26 protein-coding genes are annotated in these 25,357 nt (G+C 48.3%); 18 read left to right on the forward strand and 8 right to left on the reverse strand.

The features are described 5' to 3' along the window. Nucleotides 1-132: 132 nt before the first annotated feature. From ACWJJX_RS08890 to ACWJJX_RS08900, 3 genes are all read left to right on the forward strand, one after another. Complete coding sequence (locus ACWJJX_RS08890; RefSeq protein WP_071392261.1) at nucleotides 133-852, forward strand: response regulator transcription factor; 720 nt, start codon at nucleotides 133-135, stop codon at nucleotides 850-852. Continuing rightward, a complete protein-coding gene (locus ACWJJX_RS08895) occupies nucleotides 849-2,591 on the forward strand; it encodes a HAMP domain-containing sensor histidine kinase (RefSeq protein ID WP_070082351.1) in 1,743 nt (580 codons plus the stop codon). The genes ACWJJX_RS08890 and ACWJJX_RS08895 overlap by 4 nt, the downstream gene beginning before the upstream one ends. 63 nt (nucleotides 2,592-2,654) lie before the next feature. Beyond that, the gene (locus ACWJJX_RS08900; RefSeq protein ID WP_070082350.1) at nucleotides 2,655-3,533 is read left to right on the forward strand and encodes an SMP-30/gluconolactonase/LRE family protein; all 879 of its coding nucleotides are present in this window, start codon (nucleotides 2,655-2,657) and stop codon (nucleotides 3,531-3,533) included. Between the two features lie 51 nt (nucleotides 3,534-3,584). On the opposite strand, the gene ACWJJX_RS08905 is transcribed toward ACWJJX_RS08900, so the two are convergent. After that, nucleotides 3,585-4,376: an SDR family NAD(P)-dependent oxidoreductase gene (locus ACWJJX_RS08905; RefSeq protein WP_172614964.1), complete on the reverse strand. Its 792-nt coding sequence runs from the start codon at nucleotides 4,374-4,376 to the stop codon at nucleotides 3,585-3,587. Nucleotides 4,377-4,563: 187 nt separating this feature from the next. Here ACWJJX_RS08905 and ACWJJX_RS08910 point away from each other — a divergent pair, with 187 nt between their 5' ends. From ACWJJX_RS08910 to ACWJJX_RS08960, 11 genes are all read left to right on the forward strand, one after another. Continuing rightward, nucleotides 4,564-5,508 carry an ABC transporter substrate-binding protein gene (locus ACWJJX_RS08910; protein ID WP_017418938.1) on the forward strand — a complete coding sequence of 315 codons (945 nt, stop codon included), beginning with the start codon at nucleotides 4,564-4,566 and terminating at the stop codon, nucleotides 5,506-5,508. After that, the gene (locus ACWJJX_RS08915) at nucleotides 5,471-6,517 is read left to right on the forward strand and encodes a FecCD family ABC transporter permease (RefSeq protein WP_454022911.1); all 1,047 of its coding nucleotides are present in this window, start codon (nucleotides 5,471-5,473) and stop codon (nucleotides 6,515-6,517) included. Before ACWJJX_RS08910 ends, ACWJJX_RS08915 begins: the two co-directional genes overlap by 38 nt. Then, nucleotides 6,514-7,740, forward strand: coding sequence for an ABC transporter ATP-binding protein (locus ACWJJX_RS08920; protein WP_454022912.1), 1,227 nt, complete (start codon nucleotides 6,514-6,516; stop codon nucleotides 7,738-7,740). Before ACWJJX_RS08915 ends, ACWJJX_RS08920 begins: the two co-directional genes overlap by 4 nt. After that, entirely contained in the window at nucleotides 7,737-8,306 is a 570-nt protein-coding gene (locus tag ACWJJX_RS08925; RefSeq protein WP_102422523.1) for a cob(I)yrinic acid a,c-diamide adenosyltransferase, read from the forward strand. Before ACWJJX_RS08920 ends, ACWJJX_RS08925 begins: the two co-directional genes overlap by 4 nt. Before the next feature lie 164 nt (nucleotides 8,307-8,470). Further along, complete coding sequence (locus tag ACWJJX_RS08930) at nucleotides 8,471-9,739, forward strand: MFS transporter (RefSeq protein WP_070082346.1); 1,269 nt, start codon at nucleotides 8,471-8,473, stop codon at nucleotides 9,737-9,739. Between the two features lie 166 nt (nucleotides 9,740-9,905). Beyond that, nucleotides 9,906-10,286: a protein liaI gene (locus tag ACWJJX_RS08935; protein ID WP_003151789.1), complete on the forward strand. Its 381-nt coding sequence runs from the start codon at nucleotides 9,906-9,908 to the stop codon at nucleotides 10,284-10,286. A gap of 13 nt (nucleotides 10,287-10,299) precedes the next feature. Further along, nucleotides 10,300-10,977 carry a stress responsive protein LiaH gene (gene liaH, locus ACWJJX_RS08940; protein WP_003151791.1) on the forward strand — a complete coding sequence of 226 codons (678 nt, stop codon included), beginning with the start codon at nucleotides 10,300-10,302 and terminating at the stop codon, nucleotides 10,975-10,977. 105 nt (nucleotides 10,978-11,082) lie between these two features. Next, entirely contained in the window at nucleotides 11,083-11,952 is an 870-nt protein-coding gene (liaG, locus tag ACWJJX_RS08945; protein ID WP_088037297.1) for a LiaG family protein, read from the forward strand. A 26-nt stretch (nucleotides 11,953-11,978) separates the two neighbouring features. Continuing rightward, nucleotides 11,979-12,710 carry a cell wall-active antibiotics response protein LiaF gene (gene liaF, locus ACWJJX_RS08950; RefSeq protein ID WP_326355169.1) on the forward strand — a complete coding sequence of 244 codons (732 nt, stop codon included), beginning with the start codon at nucleotides 11,979-11,981 and terminating at the stop codon, nucleotides 12,708-12,710. Beyond that, nucleotides 12,707-13,789: a two-component system sensor histidine kinase LiaS gene (liaS, locus tag ACWJJX_RS08955; protein WP_003151796.1), complete on the forward strand. Its 1,083-nt coding sequence runs from the start codon at nucleotides 12,707-12,709 to the stop codon at nucleotides 13,787-13,789. The genes liaF and liaS overlap by 4 nt, the downstream gene beginning before the upstream one ends. Next, nucleotides 13,767-14,399 (forward strand): response regulator transcription factor, encoded by a 633-nt coding sequence (locus ACWJJX_RS08960; protein ID WP_003151798.1) that lies wholly within the window; start codon nucleotides 13,767-13,769, stop codon nucleotides 14,397-14,399. Before liaS ends, ACWJJX_RS08960 begins: the two co-directional genes overlap by 23 nt. Before the next feature lie 42 nt (nucleotides 14,400-14,441). On the opposite strand, the gene ACWJJX_RS08965 is transcribed toward ACWJJX_RS08960, so the two are convergent. The 3 genes from ACWJJX_RS08965 to ACWJJX_RS08975 are packed head-to-tail and all read right to left on the reverse strand — an operon-like array spanning nucleotide 14,442 to nucleotide 18,068. Beyond that, entirely contained in the window at nucleotides 14,442-15,554 is a 1,113-nt protein-coding gene (locus tag ACWJJX_RS08965) for a Ger(x)C family spore germination protein (protein ID WP_173612824.1), read from the reverse strand. Beyond that, nucleotides 15,551-16,651: a spore germination protein gene (locus tag ACWJJX_RS08970; RefSeq protein ID WP_326355168.1), complete on the reverse strand. Its 1,101-nt coding sequence runs from the start codon at nucleotides 16,649-16,651 to the stop codon at nucleotides 15,551-15,553. The genes ACWJJX_RS08965 and ACWJJX_RS08970 overlap by 4 nt, the downstream gene beginning before the upstream one ends. Next, complete coding sequence (locus ACWJJX_RS08975) at nucleotides 16,626-18,068, reverse strand: spore germination protein (protein ID WP_039253912.1); 1,443 nt, start codon at nucleotides 18,066-18,068, stop codon at nucleotides 16,626-16,628. The genes ACWJJX_RS08970 and ACWJJX_RS08975 overlap by 26 nt, the downstream gene beginning before the upstream one ends. A 116-nt stretch (nucleotides 18,069-18,184) precedes the next feature. Between ACWJJX_RS08975 and ACWJJX_RS08980 the strand changes: the two genes are divergently transcribed. Continuing rightward, the gene (locus ACWJJX_RS08980) at nucleotides 18,185-18,370 is read left to right on the forward strand and encodes a YvzF family protein (RefSeq protein ID WP_003151806.1); all 186 of its coding nucleotides are present in this window, start codon (nucleotides 18,185-18,187) and stop codon (nucleotides 18,368-18,370) included. A gap of 67 nt (nucleotides 18,371-18,437) precedes the next feature. Beyond that, nucleotides 18,438-19,826, forward strand: a complete 1,389-nt coding sequence (fumC, locus tag ACWJJX_RS08985) for a class II fumarate hydratase (protein ID WP_007410064.1) — start codon at nucleotides 18,438-18,440, stop codon at nucleotides 19,824-19,826. A 36-nt stretch (nucleotides 19,827-19,862) separates the two neighbouring features. On the opposite strand, the gene ACWJJX_RS08990 is transcribed toward fumC, so the two are convergent. After that, nucleotides 19,863-20,738 carry a TetR/AcrR family transcriptional regulator gene (locus tag ACWJJX_RS08990; protein ID WP_014305782.1) on the reverse strand — a complete coding sequence of 292 codons (876 nt, stop codon included), beginning with the start codon at nucleotides 20,736-20,738 and terminating at the stop codon, nucleotides 19,863-19,865. 178 nt (nucleotides 20,739-20,916) lie between these two features. Between ACWJJX_RS08990 and spxO the strand changes: the two genes are divergently transcribed. After that, nucleotides 20,917-21,081, forward strand: coding sequence for an anti-adapter protein SpxO (spxO, locus tag ACWJJX_RS08995; protein WP_003151811.1), 165 nt, complete (start codon nucleotides 20,917-20,919; stop codon nucleotides 21,079-21,081). Nucleotides 21,082-21,108: 27 nt separating this feature from the next. Here spxO and ACWJJX_RS09000 read toward each other — a convergent pair whose 3' ends face one another. Together ACWJJX_RS09000 and ACWJJX_RS09005 are read right to left on the reverse strand one after the other, a co-directional pair. Further along, on the reverse strand, nucleotides 21,109-22,464 hold the full coding sequence (locus ACWJJX_RS09000) for a sensor histidine kinase (protein WP_265210246.1): 1,356 nt from the start codon (nucleotides 22,462-22,464) through the stop codon (nucleotides 21,109-21,111). Then, complete coding sequence (locus ACWJJX_RS09005; RefSeq protein WP_007410069.1) at nucleotides 22,461-23,138, reverse strand: response regulator transcription factor; 678 nt, start codon at nucleotides 23,136-23,138, stop codon at nucleotides 22,461-22,463. Before ACWJJX_RS09005 ends, ACWJJX_RS09000 begins: the two co-directional genes overlap by 4 nt. A gap of 276 nt (nucleotides 23,139-23,414) precedes the next feature. Here ACWJJX_RS09005 and ACWJJX_RS09010 point away from each other — a divergent pair, with 276 nt between their 5' ends. Beyond that, nucleotides 23,415-24,776 (forward strand): S1C family serine protease, encoded by a 1,362-nt coding sequence (locus ACWJJX_RS09010; RefSeq protein ID WP_146284087.1) that lies wholly within the window; start codon nucleotides 23,415-23,417, stop codon nucleotides 24,774-24,776. A gap of 46 nt (nucleotides 24,777-24,822) precedes the next feature. On the opposite strand, the gene ACWJJX_RS09015 is transcribed toward ACWJJX_RS09010, so the two are convergent. Then, nucleotides 24,823-25,287: a Dps family protein gene (locus tag ACWJJX_RS09015; RefSeq protein WP_007410071.1), complete on the reverse strand. Its 465-nt coding sequence runs from the start codon at nucleotides 25,285-25,287 to the stop codon at nucleotides 24,823-24,825. Nucleotides 25,288-25,357 lie beyond the last annotated feature (70 nt).

Here is a 25,357-nt window from a genome sequence, read left to right on the forward strand (position 1 = left end):
AGAAAAACGAGAAGAGATGTCCGGTCTCGTTTTTCTTTTCTGTTTCCCCGCAAGACCTCCGCACTAAAAAAGTACCAAATCTTATCCATATAATGATATGATGAAAAAAACAAAGAGAAAGGAACGTCCAAGGTGGAAAATGCGTCAATTTTAATTGTAGACGATGAGAAGGCGATCGTTGATATGGTCAAACGCGTTCTCGTCAAAGAAGGCTATCACAACATTAAGACAGCCGGAAGCGCTGAGGAAGCGATTGAGTTTGTTAAACATGAATCCGCGGATCTGCTCGTGCTGGATGTGATGATGGAAGGCATGTCCGGTTTTGAAGCATGCACCGAAATCCGGAACTATACCGACGCTCCGATCTTTTTTCTGACTGCCCGTTCTTCTGATGCGGATAAGCTGTCAGGATTTGCATTGGGAGCTGACGATTATATAACAAAGCCGTTTAATCCGCTCGAATTGGCGGCGCGGATCAGAGCGACGTTAAAGAGAACCTATAAGCGCGAAGAGAAAGCGGCGGTAAAAACGTATTCATACAGCCATTTTTCCTATTCGCCGCAAAACGCCGAGCTGATCGTCGGGGGCGAGCCCGTCAGCTGCTCCGCACAGCTTCTGCAATTGCTTCAATATTTCTGTGAACACCCTGATGTGGTGCTCTCTAAAGATCAGATCTATGAAAAAGTGTGGGGATATCCGTCTTACGGCGACAACAACACCGTCATGGTTCACATCCGCAAGCTCAGAGAAAAGATTGAAAAAGACCCCAGCAATCCGTCCTATATTGTAACGGTGCGCGGCCTCGGCTATCGGTTTATTCCCGATCAAGGAGAAAAAGGAACCCGCTCATGAGAATGCGCGGAAAATTTCTGCTCCACTTTTTCGGACAGCTTCTGCTTGTCATCCTGCTGATGTCCGTTTTGGCCGTCGCTTCTTTCTTCTATTTGGATTGGCGTTTCAGCGAAGCGGAAGCCAATGCGGGACTGACCAAAGCGACGGCAGACTCGTTTGAAGCGTGGCTTGATAAAAACGAAGACGGCACATGGGATGTCGATGAATTTTTAAAGATGTCGGTCAGAAAGCAGAAGGGCTGGCTGCAGATCATTAATGACAAAGAAAAAACCGACTACGCGTACAGAGTGCCGAAAGACGTCCCGAGCCATTACAGCAGAAAAGACCTCTTATCCATTTACCAGTACCGGAATTTTGACAACTACAAGCTGAATTACTGGACGGTCACGATAAATGATGAGACCTATTTGATTCTGTTCGGCTGGAAATCCGCCAGTGAGCAGCTTCTCACTTACATCGAATCACAGGAGCCATCCCTCGCTTCCCTTTCTCAATATAAAAAAAGCACGGTTGATTATATTAAACGGGAAAAAGGGGCGGTCTACCTTCTCGAAGACAGCGGCAGACTGCTCGGGGATATCAACAGCACGAAAAAAGAACGGAACACCGTCAATGAGCTTGAATTGCTGAAATACAGTTCCAAGCCGTGGAATTACAAACGGGAAATTTCTTTTAAAAGACTCGATAAAACGAAATGGATGGTCGCGTCGGTGCCGAACCCCGTGTACATCCCCGATCACGAGTTTAACAAATCATTTTTGAGAAATGTGATGAAAACCCTCTTCCTCTTGATCGGAATCCTGGTATTTATGATCTGCATCCTGACCATTTGGTACTCTTTCCGTTTCGGCTGGCCGCTGTTTCATACCATCAAATGGCTTGTCAATTTATCAAAGGGCCGGCTTGAAGAGCCGAAGAACCGCAAAGGACAGCCGGTCAGCAAAAACAAAAAAGGCAAAACAAAACAGCCGTTCCGCTTTTTCGCCGAGATTTTCGAATCGATGGATCAGCTGACCGACACGCTGAAGCGGGATAAGAAAAACAGAGAAAAAATCCAGGCGACAAGGGAAGAATGGATCGCCGGGCTGAGCCATGACTTAAAAACCCCGCTGAGCACGATTTACGGCTACAGCATGATGCTTGAATCGAAGCAATACGACTGGACACCGGAAGAAGTCAAAGAAATGGGGCAGATCGTCCGGGAAAAATCAGAATATATGTCGAAGCTGATTGAGGACTTAAACTTAACATATCGCCTCAAAAACGCGGCCCTCCCGATCGAACGGCGGCTGATCAACGTCGTGCCGTTTATCAGAAACGTCACGAACGATTTCACGAAAAACACGTTCTCGGAAGGCTATGACATCGCCTTTGAAACCAAAAAGGAAGACATTCTTTTCGCCATTGATGAAGCGTGGTTCCGCCGTATTCTGGAGAATCTGCTGGCAAACGCGGTTAAGCATAATAAGAAAGGGACCGCCATTCGGGTCGTGCTTGAGGAATCAGCCGAACAGCTCATTCTGAAGGTGAAAGATAACGGAAGAGGAATGGACGATGAAACGATTCACCAGCTGTTTAACCGTTATTACCGGGGAACGAATACGAAGGGGCCGTCAGAAGGAACTGGACTCGGGCTCGCCATTGCCAAAGAGCTGGTTCACCTTCATAACGGAACCATCCATGTCAACAGCAGAATCAGCGCCGGAACGGTGATTACGATTCTTTTTAAAAAAGATTGAGTTTGGACGCCGCTTTGTCGGGAATAACAATAGAAGACTGACAAGCAAAAGAGGTGTTCACACATGGAAGCAGCATTACGAGCAGATACGAGAGCAGTTATCGGAGAAGGCCCTTTATGGGACAAGGATAAGGAATGCCTGTACTGGGTGGATATACTGGGCAGCCAGCTCCATATCTTCACTCCGGCTGACGGAATCAACCGTTCCGTTAAATTCAAATCATTTGTCACGGCTCTGGCCTTGTATTCAAAGGAAGAGCTGGTGATGACGATGAAAGACGGGTTTTACCTGTACAATCTGCGGGAAGACACATTGACGAAGATGAAGCAGCCGAAAGACATGCGGGAAGATATCCGTTTCAATGATGCAAAATGCGACCCGTCCGGCAGATTATGGGCGGGAACGACGAGCATGGAAGGCAAAGAAGAGGAGGCTTCGCTGTACCGTCTGAATACGGACGGCAGCCTTGCCAAAATAAAAGACCAGGTCTCTACCTCGAACGGTTTGGATTGGGATCGGGACCGAAACCTGATGTACTATATTGATACTCCGACGCAGGAAATCGTCTGTTATGCATACGATCCTGAAACCGGAGCCGTATCAGATCCGAAAACGGTCTACCGCTTTCCGGAGTCGCAAGGATCTCCCGACGGAATGACCATTGACCGTGACGGAATGCTGTGGGTGGCTTTGTTCGGAGGCGGCCGTGCCGTCCGGATTGACCCGTTCTTGCATAAGGAAATTGCATCTATCGAAGTTCCGGCGAAATACGTCACCTGCTGCGCGTTCGGAGGCAGAGAATTGAACACGTTATACATTACGACCGCGACGGAAAAATTGACGGAAGCCGAAAGACTTGAGCAGCCGCATGCGGGCGGCCTGTTTTCAGCAGAGCTTGAGACGGGCGGCTGGGAGCCGGTTCCGTTTGCAGGCATGATGTAAAAAAAAGCCCTGGCATATGGGGAAGTTCCCATTGTGCCGGGCTTTTTTGTGTTAAATGGAGCGGATGATGCCGCCTTCAACCCGCTGTGCGGTGCCGTTAATGGCAGAAGCAGCTGATGAAGCGAGAAATACAATCGTATTGGCGACTTCTTCCGGGGTTGCATAGCGCTGAATCAAAGATGTCGGTTCATTCACTTTAAAATAATCCCGGACGAAGCTGTCCGTGTCTTCTCCGGCAGCCTTTGCGGCTCCTTCCATGTAAGAAGCGACGCCTTCGGTCCATGTCGGTCCCGGCAGCACGGAGTTGACCGTGACATTTGTGCCTTTCGTCATTTCTGCCATTCCCCGGGACAAGCTGATTAACGCCGTTTTCGTCATTGAATACGGAATCATTTGCGCAAGCGGTTTGACTCCGGCTTCACTGGAGATGTTCAAAATCCGTCCGCTGTTTCTTTCAAGCATTTGCGGCAGAAAACGCCGGCACAGGCGCACGGCGCTCATAACATTCACTTCAAAATACCGAGTCCATTCGTCATCAGACACCTCAGCGAAGTCCTTTACTTCAAAAAAACCGAGATTATTGACGAGAATATCGACTTCCCCGATTCCCCCGGCGCGCTTGATCAAGTCATCCGACTCATCCTGACGCGATAAATCCGCAGCGATGCCGTGAACCGTTCCGTAAGCGGAAAGCTCCTCAACCGTCCGTTCCACAGTTTCTTTTTTTCTTCCGTTTACAATCACCTCGGCGCCTTCGGCTAAAAAGCTTTTTGCCGCGGCTTTTCCGATCCCTGAAGTTGATCCTGTAATCAACACGAGCTTTCGTTCAAGCTGTAATTCCATGATAATCCTCCTTTTTACACCATTGTGTAACAGTATACATGATGAATTTTAGTGTGTACGAACAATTTGCTTTCATGCAAAAAGGCCGGATATACAAGCCTTAAAGACTTATAGTATAATTACTGCGAAAAAAGGATACGAATGTCAAAGAGACAATCGTTTACCATAATCAGGGGGAGTTAAAAGAATGAAGAAGATCACTGCCGTCTGGGCGGCGCTCTTGGTCACCGCCTTTGTGATCGCCGGCTGTTCCGGCGCACAGGGAGAAGGAAGCGCGGCCAAACAAAAAGCCGTCTCAACCGAAGCATTCCCGGTAACCATTAAGGATGCCGCGAACGAAAAAGTAACCATAAAGCAGGCACCGGAAAAAATCGTTTCCCTCATGCCGAGCAATACGGAAATTACATACGCGCTCGGACTGGGAGATAAGGTCGCAGGCGTCACGACAAATGATACATATCCGAAAGAAGCCGTAAAAAAACCGAAAGTCGGAGATATGAATGTGAACGCTGAAAAAGTCATCGCGCTGAAGCCGGATCTCGTGCTTGCCCATGCGTCCTCTATGTCCGCTTCCGCCGATGCGATGAAGCAGCTGAAAGATGCGGGCATCACCGTCTTAACGGTCAATGATGCGCAATCGTTCCAAGATGTGTACAAATCAATCAGCATGATCGGAAAAGCGGCCGGCAAAGAAAAGCAGGCGGATCAGCTGATCCAATCGATGAAATCCGACCTTTCCGGCATAGAAAAGAAAGCGGCGGCCATTTCTGAAAAAGACGAAAAGAAAGTATTCGTCGAAGTGTCTCCTGACGGCTACACGACGGGGAAAGGCACGTTTATGAACGAAATGCTTGAAGATATACATGCGAAAAACGCCGCCGGCAGCCAGACCGGCTGGGTGCAGCTGACGGATGAAGCGATTGTCAAAATGAATCCGGACGTCATCATTACGACAGACGGCGTAAAGGCCGCTGAAGTGGAAAAACGCGCCGGCTGGGGTGCCGTCAATGCGGTCAAACACCACAATGTCTATTCTGTTGATCCTGACCTTGTCACACGCTCAGGCCCGCGCCTTGTCAAAGGGGTCGAGAAGCTTGCAGAAAGCGTTTATCCTGAAACGTTTAAAAAGTAACCGCCCGCTGGCCTACACGGTCAGCCTGCTGTTTTTAGCCGTTTGTACGGCACTCGGCATTTCAATCGGCAGTCTGCATATTCCTTTATCTGACGTTTTTTGGATCGGGATCGGCCGGACATCCTCTGTTGATCCCATGAATGTAAATATTATGATCAATATCCGCCTGCCGAGAGTCGTTCTGGCCGCTCTTGTCGGAGCCGCGTTATCCATTGCGGGGGCGGCGTTTCAGGGACTTCTGAAAAATTCGCTCGCCGACCCTTATACACTCGGGGTATCTTCGGGAGCCTCGGCGGGAGCCGTTATCACCTTGTTTTTCGGCATTCAGATTCCCGTCATCGGCCGGTTCACACTTCCGGTTGTCAGCATCGCCGCTGCCATTGCGGTTATGGCGGCGGTTCTGTTTTTCAGCCGCCTCGTTCATGCGTCGATGTCGGTTTCGACGCTCATTTTGACAGGCATCATTATGAATTCTTTTCTCGGGGCTCTCATTTCGCTTGTGATCGCTTTAACGGGAAATGATCTGCTCCCGATTGTCCGCTGGCTGTTGGGAAGCGTGTCAATGAGGGGCTGGGGCTATGTCGCGCTGTTTCTGCCTTTTTTTCTGGCCGGGACGGCGCTTCTGCTTATCAATGGCAGAGAATTAAACATTATGACTTATGGAGAAGAAAAGGCAAGGCTGTTAGGCGTCAGTACGGGAAAAAGAAAACTGCTGATGATCGCCGCCGGATCTCTGCTGACGGGAGGCGCGGTTGCCGTCTCGGGGACGATCGGGTTTGTCGGCCTTGTCATTCCCCATGTGACTCGGCTTTTGTGGGGGACGGATCATCGCCATTTACTGCCGCTGTCAGCATTGACGGGCGCCGGATTTCTCATTTTGGCGGATTTGTTTTCCCGCACCGTCATTGAGCCTGTCGAATTGCCGATCGGCATTATGACGGCCTTGGCGGGAGCGCCTGTTTTTGCCTTGATTCTGCTTCGCCAGCATCATGGAGGGAACCGCTTATGATCAGAGTTAACAGCCTGTCCGGCGGGTACGGAGGCCGGATGATTGTAGAAGATGTCAGTTTTACCGCCGGAAAAGGTGAATTTGTCGGCATACTCGGTCCGAACGGCTCAGGAAAAACAACGCTGATGAAATTGCTGACGGGAATGCTCTCTCCGTCAAAGGGCGAGGTGCTCGTCGCAGGCAGGCCCGCGGGCAGATACAAGCCTCGGGAGCTTGCGAAAATCATGGCCGTTTTGCCGCAGCATACGGAGCAAGCTTTTACATTTACCGTTAAGGAAACGGTGTCCTTCGGCAGATACCCGTATCAAAAAGGACTATTCAGACAGATGGATCAACATGACGAGGACATCGTCCGGGAAGCGATGGAAATGACGGGCATCGACCGATATGCACAGCAATCCGTCCGTAATCTGAGCGGAGGGGAGCGGCAGCGCGTCTATCTGGCGCAGGCGCTGGCTCAGCAGCCTGAGGTGCTGTGTCTGGATGAGCCGACGACCTTTCTTGATCTCAAATATCAAAAAGACCTGCTTGATACGGTAAAGCGGCTGACGAGAGAAAGAGGCCTGACGGTCATCAGTATTTTTCACGACCTCAACGCCGCAAGCCAATATTGTGATCAGCTCCTGATGATGAAAGACGGACGCGCTTTTCCGAAGCAGCCGCCGGATCAGGCTTTGAAAAAAGAGACGATTGAAGACATTTACGGCATTACCGTCAGCGCTGTTGCCCGGCAATCGTCGCCGAAACCGCTGATCGCTTTCATGCCGGAAGCGCGGGAGGAAAGAGAGCCCGCCGGCGTTCCGTTCGCCTCTCTGATAAACAAAAGCGGAAATACCGTAACGCTTCATACAGAACGGCCGTTCAGAATGCTGTCAACCGCATCTGACGGCCCGGGCTTTTCGTGGAACCGCCGGCTTTCCGGCTCGGCGGCAGCTGGTTTAATCTGCCATACGTTTGATTCGGTCACAATTGCCGTGACTGCGCAGTATACCGTTTGGGTGCTGATCAGCGGACGTTTATCGGAACAGGGATTTGTTCGGCTGTTAACGGCAGCGGCTGAAGCGAGAATGCAGGCCCTTTCCGGCAGACAGGCAAAAGGCGACATTGTCATTTGTGCCTTGCAGACAGGAGAGGCAATGGACGTCCCTCACGCGGAAAGAGCCGTCAGAAGAGGAACCGCGGCATGTGTAAAAGCGGCGGAAGAAGGAGGAATACAACGATGAAGCTGTATACGAAAACCGGCGATCAAGGACAGACAAGCCTGATCGGCGGCAGAACGGATAAAGACAGTCTGCGGGTTGAAAGCTACGGGACGATTGATGAGCTGAACAGCTTTATCGGGCTTGCGCTTGCGGAGCTAGATGATTGTGAGAATTGCGGTGATGTGAAAGCCGAACTCCGAAACATTCAGCATGAGCTGTTTGACTGCGGCAGCGACTTGGCGACGGTCACTGAACATAGAAACTATACATTAAGAGAGACATCTATTTCCGCATTGGAAGACTGCATAGACCGTTACACGGCTGAAGCGCCCCCGCTTGAGAAATTTATTCTTCCGGGCGGGCATAAGGCGGCTGCTCAGCTTCATATCGCGCGGACCGTCACAAGACGGGCTGAGCGTCTCGTCGTGAAACTGGGCAAAACAGAAGAGATAAACGATACGGTGATGCGTTACTTGAACCGCCTGTCTGATTATTTTTTCGCGGCGGCAAGAGCAGTTAACGCAAGACAGGGCGTTCAGGATATAGAGTATGAAAGAAGCGCCGCGGTATTCCGTGATGATGAATAACGTTTTGTTCAGCCGGCAGCAGCAAGCCGGCTGTTTTTTTATAGAGATATCCATCAATTGAACCTTTATTGACAGAAGGAAAATGTATCTTATGCATTATTGACTGAAAAATTAAAAAATGAGATATTATAAGAAACATTGTAAAATAATGGGGGATTTGATAGATGGATACATATAATAAGAGCGAGAGCATCTGGAATAAAAATTTCACCCTTCTGTTTATCTCGAGGCTTGTTAAATTGTCGGGCGACGGTTTTGCCTTTAATTCCATTCTGTGGTTTTTGATTTTTGACGGGGAAGGCGCGATCGGCACGTCCCTACTCATTGCGGTCACGTTCCTTCCGGAGGCGATGCTGGCGCCGATTACCGGGCCTTTTATGAAGCAGCATACGCTGAAATTCTGGATGTATTTCTCCGATCTCACGCGCGCGGCGGTCGTGTTGATCATTCCGGTCTGTTACTTTAACGGTTTTTCTCCTTTATGGTTTGTCATGCTTCTCATGATTTTGCATTCAGCCACGGGAGCCGCTTATAATCCTGCATCTATCTCATTAATCCCCAATATTGTCGGAGAAAACAGCCTGCAGAAAGCGAATGCGGTCATCCAGTCATCAGGGCAGATCGTCAGGCTTGCCGCCATTACGCTGAGCGGGGTGTTCTTAACATTTATCAGTCCCGCTTATTCTTTGTTTATCGCTCTTATATTCTATCTTCTATCAGGTTTTCTCGTACTCTTTATGTCATACCAAGTCCAGCATGCCAAACAGGATACCGTCGCCGTCAGACAGCGCGGGACGTATTTCGGAAGGCTCAAACGGGGTTTCGTTCTTGTCAGGAAACACCAGATTTTATACCCGCTCGCCATCTATTGTATCTTCATGAATTTTGCGGCCGCTCCGTGGGAGGCGCTCTCTGCCGTTTATGTCGCCGAAGATTTAAACATGCCGCCGATCATCTACTCGCTTTTGAAAGCGACAGGCACGGGCGGAGCCTTTTTAATGGGTTTTATTTTGGCTAAGGTGAAGGTGAACAAATACGGTCTCCTGTTTGTGTCAGCGGGAATCATAGAAGGGGCGGCATTTTTCATCACCGGCCTCAACACTTTTCTGCCGCTCGTTTTCCTCGCCGCGTTTGCTTTCGGATCTGCCGTCAGCGCGATTAATGTGCCGGAATATACGATTATTCAGACGTCTGTGGACCATGATGACCAGCCGCAAGTCTATGCCGTCATCCACATGATCTCAAACATATCCATTCCGCTCGGCGCGGTTCTTTGCGGATACGCGGCTAATGCCTTCGGTCCCGGAAAAGTCATTGCCGCCGGCGGTCTCGTTGAAGTCCTGTCCGGTCTCGGAATATTGATCTTTACGAAGCTGGCCAAAGCTGAACGCTCAGATCTCATCAGGGAAAAAGAAGCGAGCATCAGAATATAGATTTTTCGTGAAACGCCCTGCGCCGTCCGGTGCAGCGGCGTTTTTTTATGCGAAGGTCCGGGGGGTTATACGACTCCGGTCTGATATGAAAATCAATCTCTGACTCGTTTTGCCGGCCGCGGGATTTGTTTATAGTAAAGACAAGGAAAACGAAAGGAGGATCTGCATGAATATAAATGTAAAAACGGCAGGCGGCTTTCTGCTGATTGTGTTCGGACTTTCTGTCTTTTTCGGAGGAGGCCATTTCGCATTTATCATCCCGCTGGCGATCGGAGGCCTGATGCTTTACTGGGGAATCAAACGTTTTTCAAAAGGCCGGGCGGTATCGGGTATCATCGCGGGCTTCATCGGAGCTATGATTCTCGTCGGTTCTCTTCCATTTATCGTTGCCATCGGACTGGCCGGCGCCATGGTGTATTTCGGGTGGAAGATGATGAAGCAGGGCGGCTCAGACACCGCTTCCCGCCAGTATGAACCGGAAGCGGCATCACCGGGCTATCAATCCGGATTTGACACTGAATGGGAAGAATTTCTGAAGAAAAAATAAGGAGGAAGACAAAATGGTCTTAAAAAGAATAAGAAATATGTTCGTCGCATCTGTTAACGAAGGGCTTGATAAATTAGAAAATCCGAAAGTCATGCTGAATCAATATGTGCGTGATATGGAAAGTGACATCGCTAAGGCGAAACAAACGATTGTCAAACAGCACACGATCGTCCATCAGTTTAAGAAAAAACAGGAAGACGCCTCCGAAACGGCGGCAAAACGGAAAAACCAGGCTCAGCTTGCTTTTGACGCCGGGGAAGAGGAGCTTGCGAAAAAGGCGCTGACTGAAATGAAATACCTTGAGGGAAAAGCGGCCGAACATGAAAAAGCGTATGAGCAGGCGAAAACACAGCTGGCAGAGCTGAAAGAGCAGCTAGAAACTTTAGAAACGCGCCTCCGCGACGTAAAGGATAAAAAACAGGCGCTCATCGCCCGCGCCAACGCGGCAAAAGCGAAGGAACATATGAACGCTTCTTTCGACAAAATTGACAGTGAAAGCGCCTATAGAGAGTTCCTTCGAATGGAAAGCCGCATTGAAGAAATGGAAGTCCGCGTCAAATACGGCACTTCAGCTGAGGCGAACACAGAATACAGCCGCTCCCAATATTCAGACGAGGTGGAAGCTGAGATTGAAAAAATGCGCTCGCTTTCTCTGGAGAAAACAGAGCATCAAAAAGCGGCTCATGAATAATGTGCACAAGGGAAGATCGGCGCTTTTACGCCTCTTCCCTATACGCACGTATCAATTCTCCGGCTTTTCCTTTATAATAAAATGAATGAAAAAGGATGGAACGTAATGAAGCGTAAGATTGCCAAAGGACTGATGGCGGCGTCCGTTCTGATCTGCTGTCTGTTTTTGGTGAAAGAAGTGTTTGCCGGGCGTTTTTTTCCGCTGTACGAAACAGAAGCGGAATCGGCAAGCATACCGCCGCGTGCCGTCAACAGCCTGTCGGTTTCATCGGAACAGACGGATGTAAAAATCATCGCGGAAGCGCGGAATGATATCGCGGCAAACATGGCGGGACCGGCGGGGAAAATGTTTGTCCAAAGCAGGGGAAAAACCCTCAATCTCAAAGCGAAGGAGAAAGGGTTTCAATTTCTGAATCTCTTTCAGCGTCCTCTGCTGATTGTCCGCATTCCGTATGATTATCATCGGGACATCACCGTCCATACGTCAAGCGGCACCATTGCCGTTGACGGAAACAAGGGGCTGTCTCTTGCGCACCTCGGCGTCCGTTCTGTAAGCGGGAATATGTCGCTGAAGCACGTGAAGACGGATGTGTTTGAAGCGAAGGGGCTGTCGGGCAACCTCACAGCATCAGGCCTTGCGGCGAAAACGGGGGATATCCGCTTATCCTCCGGACATGTCGGGCTTCAACATGCGGCGGGCGCCCTTGACGTGCGGGTCGCTTCCGGCAGTGTCGACGCCTCGCTTGAGACGGCGGATGCTCCCGTATCCGTCAGGCTTGCGAGCGGCAGCGCAGCGATCAGCCTGCCGAAAGACGGAAGTTTTACGGTGAACGCCGAGACGGCAAGCGGAAGGATTCAGCCGTCTTATTTCTTTGAGAAAACGAGTAAGGACGGCGGGGCATTCACCGGTATGAAGGGCAGCGGCGCCAGGCCGATTGATATAAAAGTGACGAGCGGCAATATTGCACTGCAATAGTCAAGGAAAGGAGGGGCAGGCAGCTGATGGCAAAAAAACAGATTCTCGGACTTATCATCGCCTTATTAGGCGTCAGCATGTTTTTGCGTATTATCGGCATCGGCGACTTCTTGTTTTGGCCGCTCTTTTTTCTGATCACAGGCTATATTTTTAATAAATATTCCCGCGGCTGGCTCGGCTCCGTCCTGTATATCTTCGCCGCTTTTTTATTTTTGAGAAACCTGTTCAGCGCCACCTTTAACCTGTTCGGCTATGCCTTCGCCGCCTTTCTCATATACGCGGGCTACAGGCTCCTGAAAGGAAAGCGCGTGTATGAACATAAAGAGAAGAAAATCAATCTTGAAAAAGAAGAGCAGCCAAAGCCTTCCGCCCAGACGGAAAGCAGACAGCCGGACCTCCGCAGCTTTTTTATCGGCGAGCTGCGGATGATGAAGGACCCGTTTGAGCTGAATGATTTAAATGTTTCCGGATTCATCGGCGATGTGAAAATTGATTTGTCAAAAGCGATGATTCCCGAAGGAGAAAGCACGATGACCATCAGCGGTGTCATCGGCAATGTCGATGTGTACGTCCCGTCGGATATCGAAGTGTCCGTCAGTTCATCGGCTTTTATCGGCGATATGAACCTGCTCGGCTCTAAGAAAAGCGGCATGAGCCCGAATCTTTATAAAGTATCGTCTGAGTACGGCGACTCGCCGCGGCGGATTAAAATTTCAATTTCGTTATTCATCGGCGATGTGGATGTGAAGTATTTATGAGGAAAAAATTACTCGCCAATATTCAGTGGCGCGCCATGCGGATGACCGCGGGGCTCAGTCTGCTCCTTTGCGCGGTGTTTATTACGCTGATGCTGCTGTATTACGGGCTTGACCCGATGCTGCTGTTTTCTTCCGGCTGGTTCGGTATTCCGTTTGTGGTCATCCTGCTTCTGGCGTCTCTTTCGGCCGGATTGATTTCCGGTTATGTATACGGAGGCCGCCTGAAAACAAGAATGGATACACTGATTGAAGCGGTTTTGAAATTTGAAAACGGCAATTTCGCTTATCGGGTGCCGCCGCTCGGCGATGATGAAATCGGTCTGGCGGCAGATCAGCTCAACGAAATGGCCAAGCGGGTCGAGCTCCAAGTCACATCGCTGCAAAAGCTCTCCAACGAGCGGGCGGAATGGCAGGATCAAATGAAAAAATCGGTCATCACTGAAGAACGCCAGCGGCTGGCGCGCGATCTGCACGATGCCGTCAGCCAGCAGCTCTTTGCCATTTCTATGATGACATCCGCCGTCTTAGAGCAGGTGAAAGATGCGGATGACAAAATCGTCAAACGGATTCGCATGGTTGAACATATGGCGGGGGAAGCGCAAAACGAGATGAGAGCGCTGCTATTGCATCTGCGGCCCGTCACTTTAGAAGGAAAAGGCTTAAAAGAAGGGCTGATTGAGCTGTTAAAAGAGTTCAAAGCGAAGCAGCCGCTGGATATTGAGTGGGACATCAGCGATACGGGTGTGTCAAAAGGCGTTGAAGACCATCTGTTCCGCATCGTGCAGGAGGCGCTTTCCAACGTTTTCAGACATTCAAAGGCGACCAAGGTCACCGTCAGGCTCGGCGCGAAACATCAAAAGCTGCAGCTTAAAGTCATTGATAACGGGGCGGGTTTTACGATGGATCAAGTGAAAGCATCCTCATACGGGCTGCATTCCATCAAGGAAAGAGCGAGTGAAATCGGCGGCATAGCGGAAATTATCTCCGTAAAGGGAAAAGGCACGCAGATCGACGTGAAAGTCCCGATTTATCAGAAAACAAAAGGAGAGAACGACAGTGATTCGAGTGTTACTGATTGATGATCATGAGATGGTCAGGATGGGTCTGGCCGCATTTTTAGAAGCACAGCCGGACATTGAAGTCGCCGGTGAAGCATCAGACGGGCAGCAGGGCGTCGATCTGGCCGCAGAGCTTTTGCCGGATGTGATTTTAATGGACCTTGTCATGGACGGCATGGACGGCATCGAAGCGACAAAACAGATCTGCGCGAAACTCAATGACCCGAAAATCATCGTGCTGACGAGCTTTATTGATGACGACAAAGTGTATCCGGTGATCGAAGCGGGAGCGCTCAGCTATTTGCTGAAAACGTCCAAGGCGGCAGAAATAGCCGAAGCCATCAGAGCGGCTGCCAAGGGTGAACCGAAGCTTGAATCGAAAGTGGCGGGAAAAGTGCTGTCAAGGCTGCGCCATTCAGAGAATCAGCTTCCGCATGAAACGCTGACGAAAAGAGAACTGGAAATCCTCTGTCTCGTCGCGGAAGGCAAGACGAATAAAGAGATTGGTGAAGAGCTCTTCATTACGATTAAAACGGTAAAAACCCACATTACGAATATATTGTCAAAGCTTGATGTCAGTGACCGCACGCAGGCAGCCGTATATGCCCACCGCAATCATCTCGTGACATAAGAAAAGGAGAGCGGCGCCGGCACACTCTCCCGAGGGACGGGGTCATTGGGACATTCCCTTTGTTCCGAAATCCCTGATGGCGACTTTGACTTTATATTCGATATCCGATTCACTGAAATGATGATCCCAGTCAGAGGATATCTTTTTCCATTTATCGGGATAATGTATCCGGACTTGATCGCCTAACCCGGTAATATCCACTTTCAACTCATGCTGCATGTAATCAATGAATGCCATGACATCTGAATGAATGCTGCGTTTTACCGCGTTTTTGATTTCATTTATATAGGACTCCTTGAAAGAATCTTCTTTCGGATTCCAATCCTCAGACAGACGGCCTTCAACAAACCGGGTGACGATAAACTTGAATTTTCCATTTTTATATTGTGTTTTTACATCATATTTGCTGGAAAATACCTCGAAGGATAAATAATAATTGTCATGCTTTGCAAACGTGACGCCTCCCTTTACCGTGCCTGTGAACAGGTTCATATTCTGGACTTGTAAAGGCGTTAAATTCGCATACCAGAATTTATTTTTAATAATGGTAGCGCCCCAGATTTCCAGTCTGCTGCCCACTTTGCGCACTTGAGGAAGGGCAAAGGTCTCGCCTTTGGCGATTTTCTCTGATATTTCCCCCAATGTCACGGGCTCCATCATCCGGATGGTGACCGCATTGTTCTCCGTTAAGTCATAGATCGTATTTGACGCAGGCTCTCCCTGGTCACTGATATTGAAAATATCTTTCGTTTTATCCGGCACCGTCATCACATTGCAGCTTCTTCTCGTACCGTTGTCCCTGATAAACTGGTTCATCAATGCGTCAAGCGGGATGTGATCCTTTAACAGCGCTTCGGAAAACAGCATGATACGCAAGTGCTGGGAGAAGGCGGGGTGATTTTTTAACGATGCCGTTCGTAATGCTTGATGGACGGTTTCCCCTGGAGTGGAAGTCACCTTTGTCGTGTCACCTGACGATGACTGCTGGGCACTTGCTTTTTGCGGAACCAGAATCTGCTGTGTCACTTCCACATTTTCTTCCTCGGGTTTATCGAGCCCGACTCCGATAACGAGGCTCAAGTCTTCTAAATTGCGGCTGTCCCAGCACCCGGCCAAAAGCAATGTGCAAAATATGATTACGATGTATTTCTTCATTGCGCTTTTTTCACCTTCCTTTTCACAGCGACGACTGCAAATATCAGTAAAGGCAGCAAAAAGAAAACCAAGAAGATATAGCCGAGAATATCACTGAACAGCATCAGCTTGTTCGCATCCTTTGGCATCAATGACCCCAAGAATGTCGCAATCCCGACGAAGATGACGCCCTTTTTCTGCTTCAGCCCGAAAATTTTATGAAGAGCTGATGTCGCGAAATATCCGTATGATACATAGGTGGCGAAAAACTGGATGATCCAGACAACAAGCAAAAAGGACTCGAACCTTTCAATAAAAAGCCCTTTGATTTCAAATGATTGAAAGAGCGCGATCGTTGGCCAGATCATTGTTTTGACATCCTGGGTGGTTAAGGCGCCGACGACGAGAACGTAGGTAATGATGTATAAAATAATCGGGATGCCAAAGCCTATGGCCGACATGCGGAATGTGTGCTTTTTATTTTTGAGGTACTCGGGGAGAAACAGCATAATCTCAATTCCCAAGAAGGAAACAGAAACGACGGTCAAGGAAGCCATAACGGGAGAAAATCCCTGCCCGAGCACCGGCCGCAGGTTGTCGATATCAAATATTTTAAAGCTGAAAGAAAACACCACCAGCAAAATAATGATCGTAATCGTTAAATAGAAAGGAAAGAGCCTGCCGATATCGCTCATGCCGCCGATAATTAAATAAACGGAACAGGCGATAAAGATAAACAGCGTGACCGGCACGGGCGTTCTTTCCAATAAAAAAAACTTGACCATTTCCGCCATCGCCCGGGCTTCGAAGCTGGCGACTCCTATAAAATAGAGACAGATCATAAGATTGACGATATTTCCCGCCCATTTGCCGAGTCCTTCATTCATATAGTCAAATAATGATCCGTACTGATGCTTTTTCATAATGAGCGTATTGAGATAAATCAAAAAGATAAAGATGACGCCTTCCAGACATAACGCGATCCAGCCGTCCGGCGAATTTGCCCTGGATGACAGCGCCCGCGGCATGGTGAGAAGCCCCGCGCCGAGCATCGTGTTTGCAATCAATGCTGTCCCTTGATAGCTTGTAAGCTTATTGTGAGTTGTTTTCTGGCTCATTTATGTTTTTCGCCTCTTTTGGTTGATTTTTAATAGGGAGACGGAGAATAGAGTCGTTTGCGTTTTTTAAGCTGAAAAATCCATTCGGCGAGAAATACGGAGAACCGAAGCTTCGCTGTCTCGATAAATGAGTGTAGATCGCCAGCATAAATAAAATCATGCCGTACAGCCCGAAAGCTGCCGCGGTAAACATCGAAATAAAACGGAGCACACGGAACGACAGACCCATCCCGTACTGCGGCACCGTAAATGAAGCGAGCGCGACAATGCTGACCACGATGACCATGATGGAGCTGACAATATTCGCTTCAACGGCCGCCTGGCCGATGACGACTCCGCCCACCAATCCGATCGTCTGGCCGAGCGGGCTGGGAAGCCTCAAGCCCGCTTCCCTCAGCAGCTCGATCGTAATTTCCATCACCATCGCTTCAATAATAGGCGGGAAGGGAACGTTTTCTCTGTTCGCCGCGATGGTGACTGCAAGCGACGTCGGCAGCAGCCCTTGGTGAAACGAAACGAGGGCGATATAAATGGACGAAAAAAACAGCGTAATAAAAATAGACGTAAACCTGAGCGCCCGGATGAGCGAGGCGGAAATCCACCGTTCATAATAATCATCGGGAGACTGCATTAAAATTCCTAAAGAAGCCGGAACCACCAGCGCAAACGGCGAGTTGTCGACAAGGATGGCGACGCGGCCGTTGAACAAGGCGGAAGAGACTTTATCAGGCCGTTCCGTATTTTGTATTTGCGGAAAGGGCGAATACTTATTATCCTCAATAAGCTCCTCAAGCGTTCCGGAATCCTGGATGTCGTCCATCTTCACTTCGCTGAGGCGCTTTACAACATCGCTGACGACAGACGGGTCCGCCTTATCATCTATGTACATGACCGTGGCGTATTTTAACTTGTTTTCTCCGATCGGAACCTTTTTCGTTTTCAGCTTCGGATGGTTCGTGCGCTGCCTGATCATGGCGATGTTTGTATCAGAATCTTCTATGAAGGCGATTTTCGGACCTCTTACGACCTTTTCGGATGTGGGTTCATTCACGCTTCTTTTTTCTCTTTTTCCCGTGGACAAAATGTATACGCTGTCAAGTCCGTTAATAAACACGGCGCATTTTCCCCGCAGAATGGAGATGACGGCTTCCTTCGACGTAAAGACGGGACGGGCGTCGATCTTATCAAGACGTTTCGTCACCGTATCCAGCGTCAGAGTGTCTTCCTCACGAAGCAGCGTTTCAATCGCTTCTTTTATTTTGTCTTCGTCGTTCATTTCACTCAGATACATATAATAAAAAACAAGCCCGTTCGGAAGCATCTTTTTATTTTGAACCAGGTCATCATTCTGCTCTACGTGGGGAAGCACCAGTGCCAGGTTAACGTGTATGTATTCCTTGAATTCCGATTGCGCCATCGACAGTCACCCGCCTTCCAATCCTTAATTGAGGTTATCTTTTCCTGTTAAAAAAATGATATACTATGATAAAGTATTTAATGGTACAAGTTTTTTTATGAAAGCGGAGGAGAGATGTGGCACAAGTCAGACTGGCAGGGAATGCCGAAGAAATTGAACAGCTCATCAAATCATTTGAAGCGCATTACGAAGTGGCTTACACGTCGAAAGAATACCGTAAAACAAATCCGAAGTATAAATACTCTAAGGATTCGCGCGTCTATCTTGAGCTGAAATTAAAAACGGCCAAGGCCGAAAAATAAAAAGGGTTTCATCTGTTACTGGCGAATAATACTCAGGGTGAAGCAACTGTTATGGAGGGATACATAAATGGACTACAGAATTGAAAAAGACACCATGGGAGAAGTTAAAGTTCCGGCAGATAAATTTTGGGGCGCTCAGACACAGCGCAGCAAGGAGAACTTCAAAATCGGTTCAGAAAAAATGCCTCAGCGTGTTGTGAAGGCGTTTGCAATATTGAAAAGAAGCACAGCGATCGCCAACGAACGCCTCGGCAACTTAGAGTCTGAAAAAGCACAGGCGATTGCCGCTGTATGTGACGATGTTTTAAACGGCAAATACGACGATAACTTTCCGCTCGTTGTCTGGCAGACGGGAAGCGGCACGCAAAGCAACATGAACATGAATGAAGTGGTGGCCAACCGCGCGACTGCTTTATTGAAAGAAAAAAATTCCGAGCTGAAGATTCATCCGAATGATGACGTCAACCGCAGCCAAAGCTCAAACGATACATTCCCGACGGCGATGCACGTTGCGGCGGTTCTTGCCGTATATGAGCAGCTCGTTCCGGCGCTTGATCAGCTGCGCGCGACGCTTGATGAAAAAGCGAAGGCTTATCAGGATATTGTGAAAATCGGACGCACGCATTTGCAGGACGCCACTCCGCTGACGCTCGGACAGGAAATCAGCGGCTGGGTATACATGCTTGACCGTTCGAAAGAAATGATTCTTGAGTCAACGGAAAAAATCCGCGCGCTTGCCATCGGCGGCACGGCAGTCGGCACGGGAATCAACGCCCATCCGCAGTTCGGTGAATTCGTCGCGGAAGAAATCACAAAAGTAACGGGGCAGACATTCAAAAGTTCGCCTAACAAATTCCACGCGCTCACAAGCCATGATGAAATCACTCACGTTCACGGCGCGTTAAAAGCATTGGCTGCCGACCTGATGAAGATTGCCAACGATGTCAGATGGCTGGCTAGCGGCCCGCGCTGCGGAATCGGCGAAATCGTCATTCCTGAAAATGAGCCGGGAAGCTCTATCATGCCGGGCAAAGTCAACCCGACGCAAAGTGAGGCGCTGACAATGATCGCCGCGCAAGTGATGGGAAATGACGCGACAATCGGATTTGCGGCCAGCCAAGGAAACTTTGAGCTGAATGTCTTCAAACCGGTTATTATTTATAACTTCCTGCAGACCGTGCAGCTGCTCAGTGACGGAATGAATTCCTTCCATGACAAATGCGCTGTCGGTATTGAGCCGAACCAAGAGACGATTCAGGAAAATCTCTCTAACTCATTAATGCTTGTTACGGCGCTTAACCCGCACATCGGTTATGAAAACGCCGCGAAAATCGCCAAGCTTGCCCACAAAGAAGGCCTGACACTGAAAGAAGCGGCATTACAGCTGAACCTTCTGACAGAAGAACAATTTAATGAAATGGTGCGTCCGGAAGATATGGTGCACCCGAAAGCATAAAAAGAAAGAACGGCTGCAGTTATTGCGGCCGTTCTTCTAAATAAACTGCTGTTTCAGTAAAAATCTGAGCTGTTCTGCATCTTCAGCCAGCAGGTCGGATTCCTTCAAATTCAAAATCATTCCTTTGATGATTGCCGGTTTCGGTGACTTTTTCTTCATTTCCGCTTCCAGAATATCCAAGCTCTCGGTGAATTCAGATGCTTGCGCCTTGTCCATCGTGCCGATGCGCGTGCGGAGGGTCTGCAAGATCGATTGACTTAAAGGATCGGGCTGCCCGTTATGAAGGGGCCCAAACAGTGAGCTTGCCTCATCAAGAGAAATAAACGCTTCATCATGTCTGTCCGCCATTCCGTTTACGATGTCATCAATTCTGTGAATCACGGTATTTGCCAGAAGCGAAGGCTGTACGGACCGGCCGGTCAGAATCAGATACTCAAGATACATCTGACTGATTCCTTCTATTAAAAAACAAAGCTCGGCTGTGTAGGGTTCAGCTTTTTCTCCGTAAATAGCAAGAAGACTGTCGATATGAAACTGCAGGATCGACCGGCGGATTCTCTTTCCGCACTGCGCCGCTTCTTCGGTATAAGGAAGTGAACCGTCTTTCATCTGCATGGTAATAAAATCCTGATGGGCGAGAATCGATTCGTAAAACACCGCAAGCTGTTTTTGGTAGGCGGCTCTCGGACTGTCACCCTCCGTTTGGATCGTCGTGATTCGGGTAAACGTTTTATCATAGTAGTAATTCAGCATGGATAGAAGCAGTGCTTCTTTGGAAGGAAAGTAAAGATAAAAAGCGCCTTTTGAGATTTTGCATTCATCGGCGATTTCCTGAACCGATGTAGATTTGTACCCTTTTCGGGCAAACAGTTTGATTGCTGCTTCAATGATCAGCTTTTCTTTTTCCTTCAATGGTTCCACCCTTTCGGAGCCAGGAGGCTGGCTTGTGCTTCTCATGTATGACTATATGGTCATATTGATATTCCGTAAATTTAACCTGATTGTAACTTGTTTTTTTGTTTTGTTTTATTTATATTATAAAGTGAGCTGACCGAATGGTCAAAGTTCTGGCGAAAGGGTGAATCTGAAAATGAAAGAATTAGATGAAATGATCAGCCGCTTGCGAAACAGAGGAATTAAAGTCGAAAAGGTGAAATATCCGAAAAAGACAATTTGTGAAAAGAAATGGGTTCATCAATGCCAAAAACCGCTGAAAGCAAACTACAGAGATTTTAACGGCTATTCCTTCACATAAAAAAAGACTGCAATGAAACACTACAGTCTACTTTGGTATGATAATTCGGTAGATTACACCCGATTGGTCATTTTCAATTGAAATTGATGCTTTATGCAGGGTTAAAATCCGTTTTACGATGCTGAGGCCTATGCCGAACTCGCCTTTCTTCCCTTTATTAAAAGGCTCGTACAAGCTGGATAGCATCTCATCCTCAATCGGAGGCCCGTCATTTTTAACCGTCATGACAATCTGCTGCTGATTTTGGCTGATCCGAATGTGAATCGCCGTTTCTGCATAGCGGATTTGATTTTCGAGAATGTTTTCAAGAAGTTTGCTCCATTGTTCCGGATCACCGGGCATCATTAATGCATCTTCTGTATCAACGCTCCACAATAATTCCTTCCGGGCCCATTTGAGCCGTTCAATGACTTCTTCCGTGACCTTCACAATGTCAAATGTCTCATGGTGCACCCGCTGCTTCATTAAATAATCAAGCTTGGTTAAATATAATAAATCCTTAATTTTCTTCTCAAGTTTTTCTGCTTCGCCTTCAATGACATCAATTGTGGTTTCCAGATCCCCCTTAGGAAAAATCCCGTCCTTTATTGATTGAGTATAGCCCCTTATCACCATGACAGGCGTTTTTAAATCATGAGAGATATTTTGCAGGAGCGTTCTTTCCGTTTCATCCTTTTGCACCAGCTTGCTCCGCATGTCTTCAATGGTATGGCCTAATTTTCCGATTTCGTCTTTTCTGTCGACGATGACCGGATCATCCCAGTCCTGTTCGGAAATCCGTTTGACATGCTTCTCTAAGGAAACGAGCGGGCGCGAGAGATATTTGGCAAGCCAAATCGCCGGAATCCAGCTTAACAAAATCACGCCGGCAATGATAAAGAGAAGCTGCTTGAACAGGGTGAATGCCAGATCATCACGATAAGAATCAAGGGCGTAAGACAGCATCATCGCATCCTGGCCGTTAATGGTGAGGCCTTTTTTAATGACGAAAAATACTTTTTCACCGCTGATGTCCGCGCTGTATCGTTTCGTGACGCTGTGCTGGCGGCCCGCGAGCTTGTACACCTTATGGATAAAGGAAGAAGAAAAGTAGTTCAAGTCTTTGTCACTGGCCGATTCCTCCCGTTCCGGCAGAAGAACGTGCTGAACGGATCGGAAAGTCGTCGGAGCGGTCGCATCCTCGCTGTAATATCCCCGCTCGATCGATCCAGGCAGCCGGTACTCCGTCAGTACATGCTGTTCATTTTCAATGGTCGTATACGTTTCATCCGTGAAAAAATGACGCAGCGTATTTGAGAACAGCACGAGAAGCAGAATCGAAATGGCTAAGAGGATGCCTGAGATGACCACCCATATTTGAAAAGCAAGCGGCTTATTTTTCATGACGTCATCATCCTGTAGCCGAATCCGTAAATGGTCTCAACCTTTAACCCGGGCATTTTTTTTCTCAGCCTCCGCACAAGGTCATCGACCACCCGGTCAGTGCCGAAATAATCATGGCCCCATATTTTCAGCAGGATATCTTCTCTGGAAAAGGGGTGTCCTTTATGGTGAAGAAATAAAAGCAGCAGATCAAATTCCTTAGACGTCAAATTGACCAGGCTGCCGGTTTCATCATAAACCTCTCGGGCATCTTCGATCACATTGTAGGAAGAAACGGTGATGCCGGTTTTTTTTGCGGCGGGCTGTTCTTTATACACGAGCTCGAGCAGTTTCTGGACCCGTATAATAAGCTCTCTCGGCAAAAAAGGCTTGGCGATATAATCATTGCTTCCAAGCTCTAACCCGAGGACTCTGTCAATATCGGCATCCCGCGCGGAAATGAAAATGACCGGCACATCGGGATCTTTTTCTTTTATTTCTTTTATCAATGTATAGCCGTCCGTATCCGGAAGCATGATGTCAAGAATCCACAAGTGGGGAGACGGCTGCATCTGCTTTCTGGCATCTTCGCCTTTTGTGAAAGATGTAATGTTCCAGCCTTCATTCTCTAAATATTTTGTGAGCAGTTCATTCAGGTTATCCTCATCTTCAACTAGATAAATGGTGTATGACAAGGCATTTCACATCCTTTCAACGTCATTATACTAGTTTTAACATACTCAAGCCGCATTTTCATAATTTCACATATTCTTTTCATTTTTATCCCACAATGTTTGTTTATGATGTGTATAAGGGAAGAAAGGAAGAAAAAAAGCGGGGAAGATAACATGTTCAAACACATTTTGTTTTGGAGCTTTGCTTTTCTCCTTATTATTGGGACAATAGAACTTGTACATGCGATGAATATGTAATCGATAGAATGAAAACATGCTGAAGGAGTGTGCGTGAATATGAACGATCATCGAGATGACGGCAGAAGCCGCGATCAGTCAGATCTTTCACATACGGAGCAAAACAGAAATGAACAGCAGCAGATCAGCCATCAGGAGCCCGAGCTGCTTGAAGGGCCCGTCTCGAAAGAACCGGAAAACGAGACGGCTGCCGGTACGGAATTTGAAAAAACGGCTGCCGTGAAAAAAGAAAAAAAACGGAGAGCCGCTTGGCTGAGCCCGATTTTAGGCGGCATTATCGGCGGCGGCCTCGTGCTTGGCATCGTGCCGAACCTGCCGGGTGAGCAGCATAAGACAGAAGCCGTTTCTGATACGAAACAAGTTCAGTCTTCGAATTTTACGTCAACGCCTTTGAAAAATACCTCAAGCGTAGCGGATATGGTAGAAGAGTTGGAGCCTGCGATTGTCGGAGTGTCCAACTACCAAGCTTCGCAAAGCAGCCAGTTCGGACTTGACGGCGGTTCAAACTCTGAAACGGAAAGCGGCACGGGGTCAGGCGTCATCTTCAAAAAAGACGGCGAAAAAGCGTACATCATTACAAACAATCATGTCGTAGAAGGGGCGAACAAACTGTCGGTCACTCTTTACAATGGGAAAACCGAAACGGCAAAGCTTGTCGGAAAGGATGCCATCAGTGACTTGGCTGTATTGGAAATCAGCTCGTCCAATGTCAAAAAAGCGGCCAGCTTCGGGGATTCCTCCAAGCTCCGCATTGCTGATAAAGTGATTGCCATCGGCAACCCGCTCGGCCAGCAGTTTTCCGGCACCGTCACACAAGGTGTCATCAGCGGGCTGAACAGAACGGTGGACGCCGATACATCCCAAGGCACGGTGGAAATGAACGTAATTCAGACGGATGCGGCGATTAACCCCGGAAACAGCGGCGGCCCGTTAATCAACTCAAGCGGCCAGGTCATCGGGATCAACAGCATGAAAGTCAGTGAAAACGGCGTGGAGTCACTGGGCTTTGCCATTCCGAGCAATGATGTAGAACCGATAGTCGACCAGCTGCTTGCAAAAGGAAAAGTGGAGCGCCCATTTTTAGGTGTGCAGATGATTGACATGGCGCAAGTGCCGGAAACCTATCAGGAAAACACGCTCGGACTGTTCGGCGACCAGCTGTCTAAGGGTGTTTATGTAAAAGAAGTGCAATCCGGCTCACCGGCTGCGAAAGCGGGCATCAAATCAAATGACGTCATTGTACAATTGAACGGCAAAGATGTCGACAGCAGCGCCGATATCAGACAGATCTTATATAACCAGCTGAAAATCGGCGATAAAACGACTGTTCAAGTGCTCAGAAGCGGAAGCAAAAAGACGCTGAACGTCACATTAACGAAACAAACTGAAAGCGCAAGCTGAACGCATAAAAAAAGCTGAACCTTCAACTGAGGTTCAGCTTTTTTCGTCATTCTCCCAAGTAGGCTGACAGCATCCACACATGCTTGTCCGCTTCTTCAACTAATCCGACAAACAGGTCGGCAGTTGACGGGTCATTTTGTTCCTCGGCGATGCCGATGACAAATTTTGATTCGCGGCTGATTTGTTTATAGTCTTGAACCAGTGATTCCACCATTTCAGACGCCGTTTTTTCCTGACCTTCATCCGTAATGGAAGCTTGTTCAAGGTAAGTGTGCAAAGTCGCCGCAGGCTGTCCGCCGATGGCCAGAAGGCGCTCTGCGATGGCGTCCGCCGTTTCCGCCGCTTCGTTATACAGTTCTTCAAATTTTTCATGAAGCGTAAAGAAGTGAGGGCCTTTTACATACCAATGGAAGCGGTGCAGCTTAGAGTAAAGGATAAACCAGTTTGATAATTGTGTGTTCATTGATTTCTCAACAAGAGTTTCAGTTTTTTTCGCGTTTTGTGTATTCATATTCATCGTCCTCCCTGTGATCTGTTAATTTAATTATATCACGTATCAAATAAAAATCAATACTAAATTA

The organism is Bacillus sp. YH3-2-B2 (genome assembly GCF_053663335.1).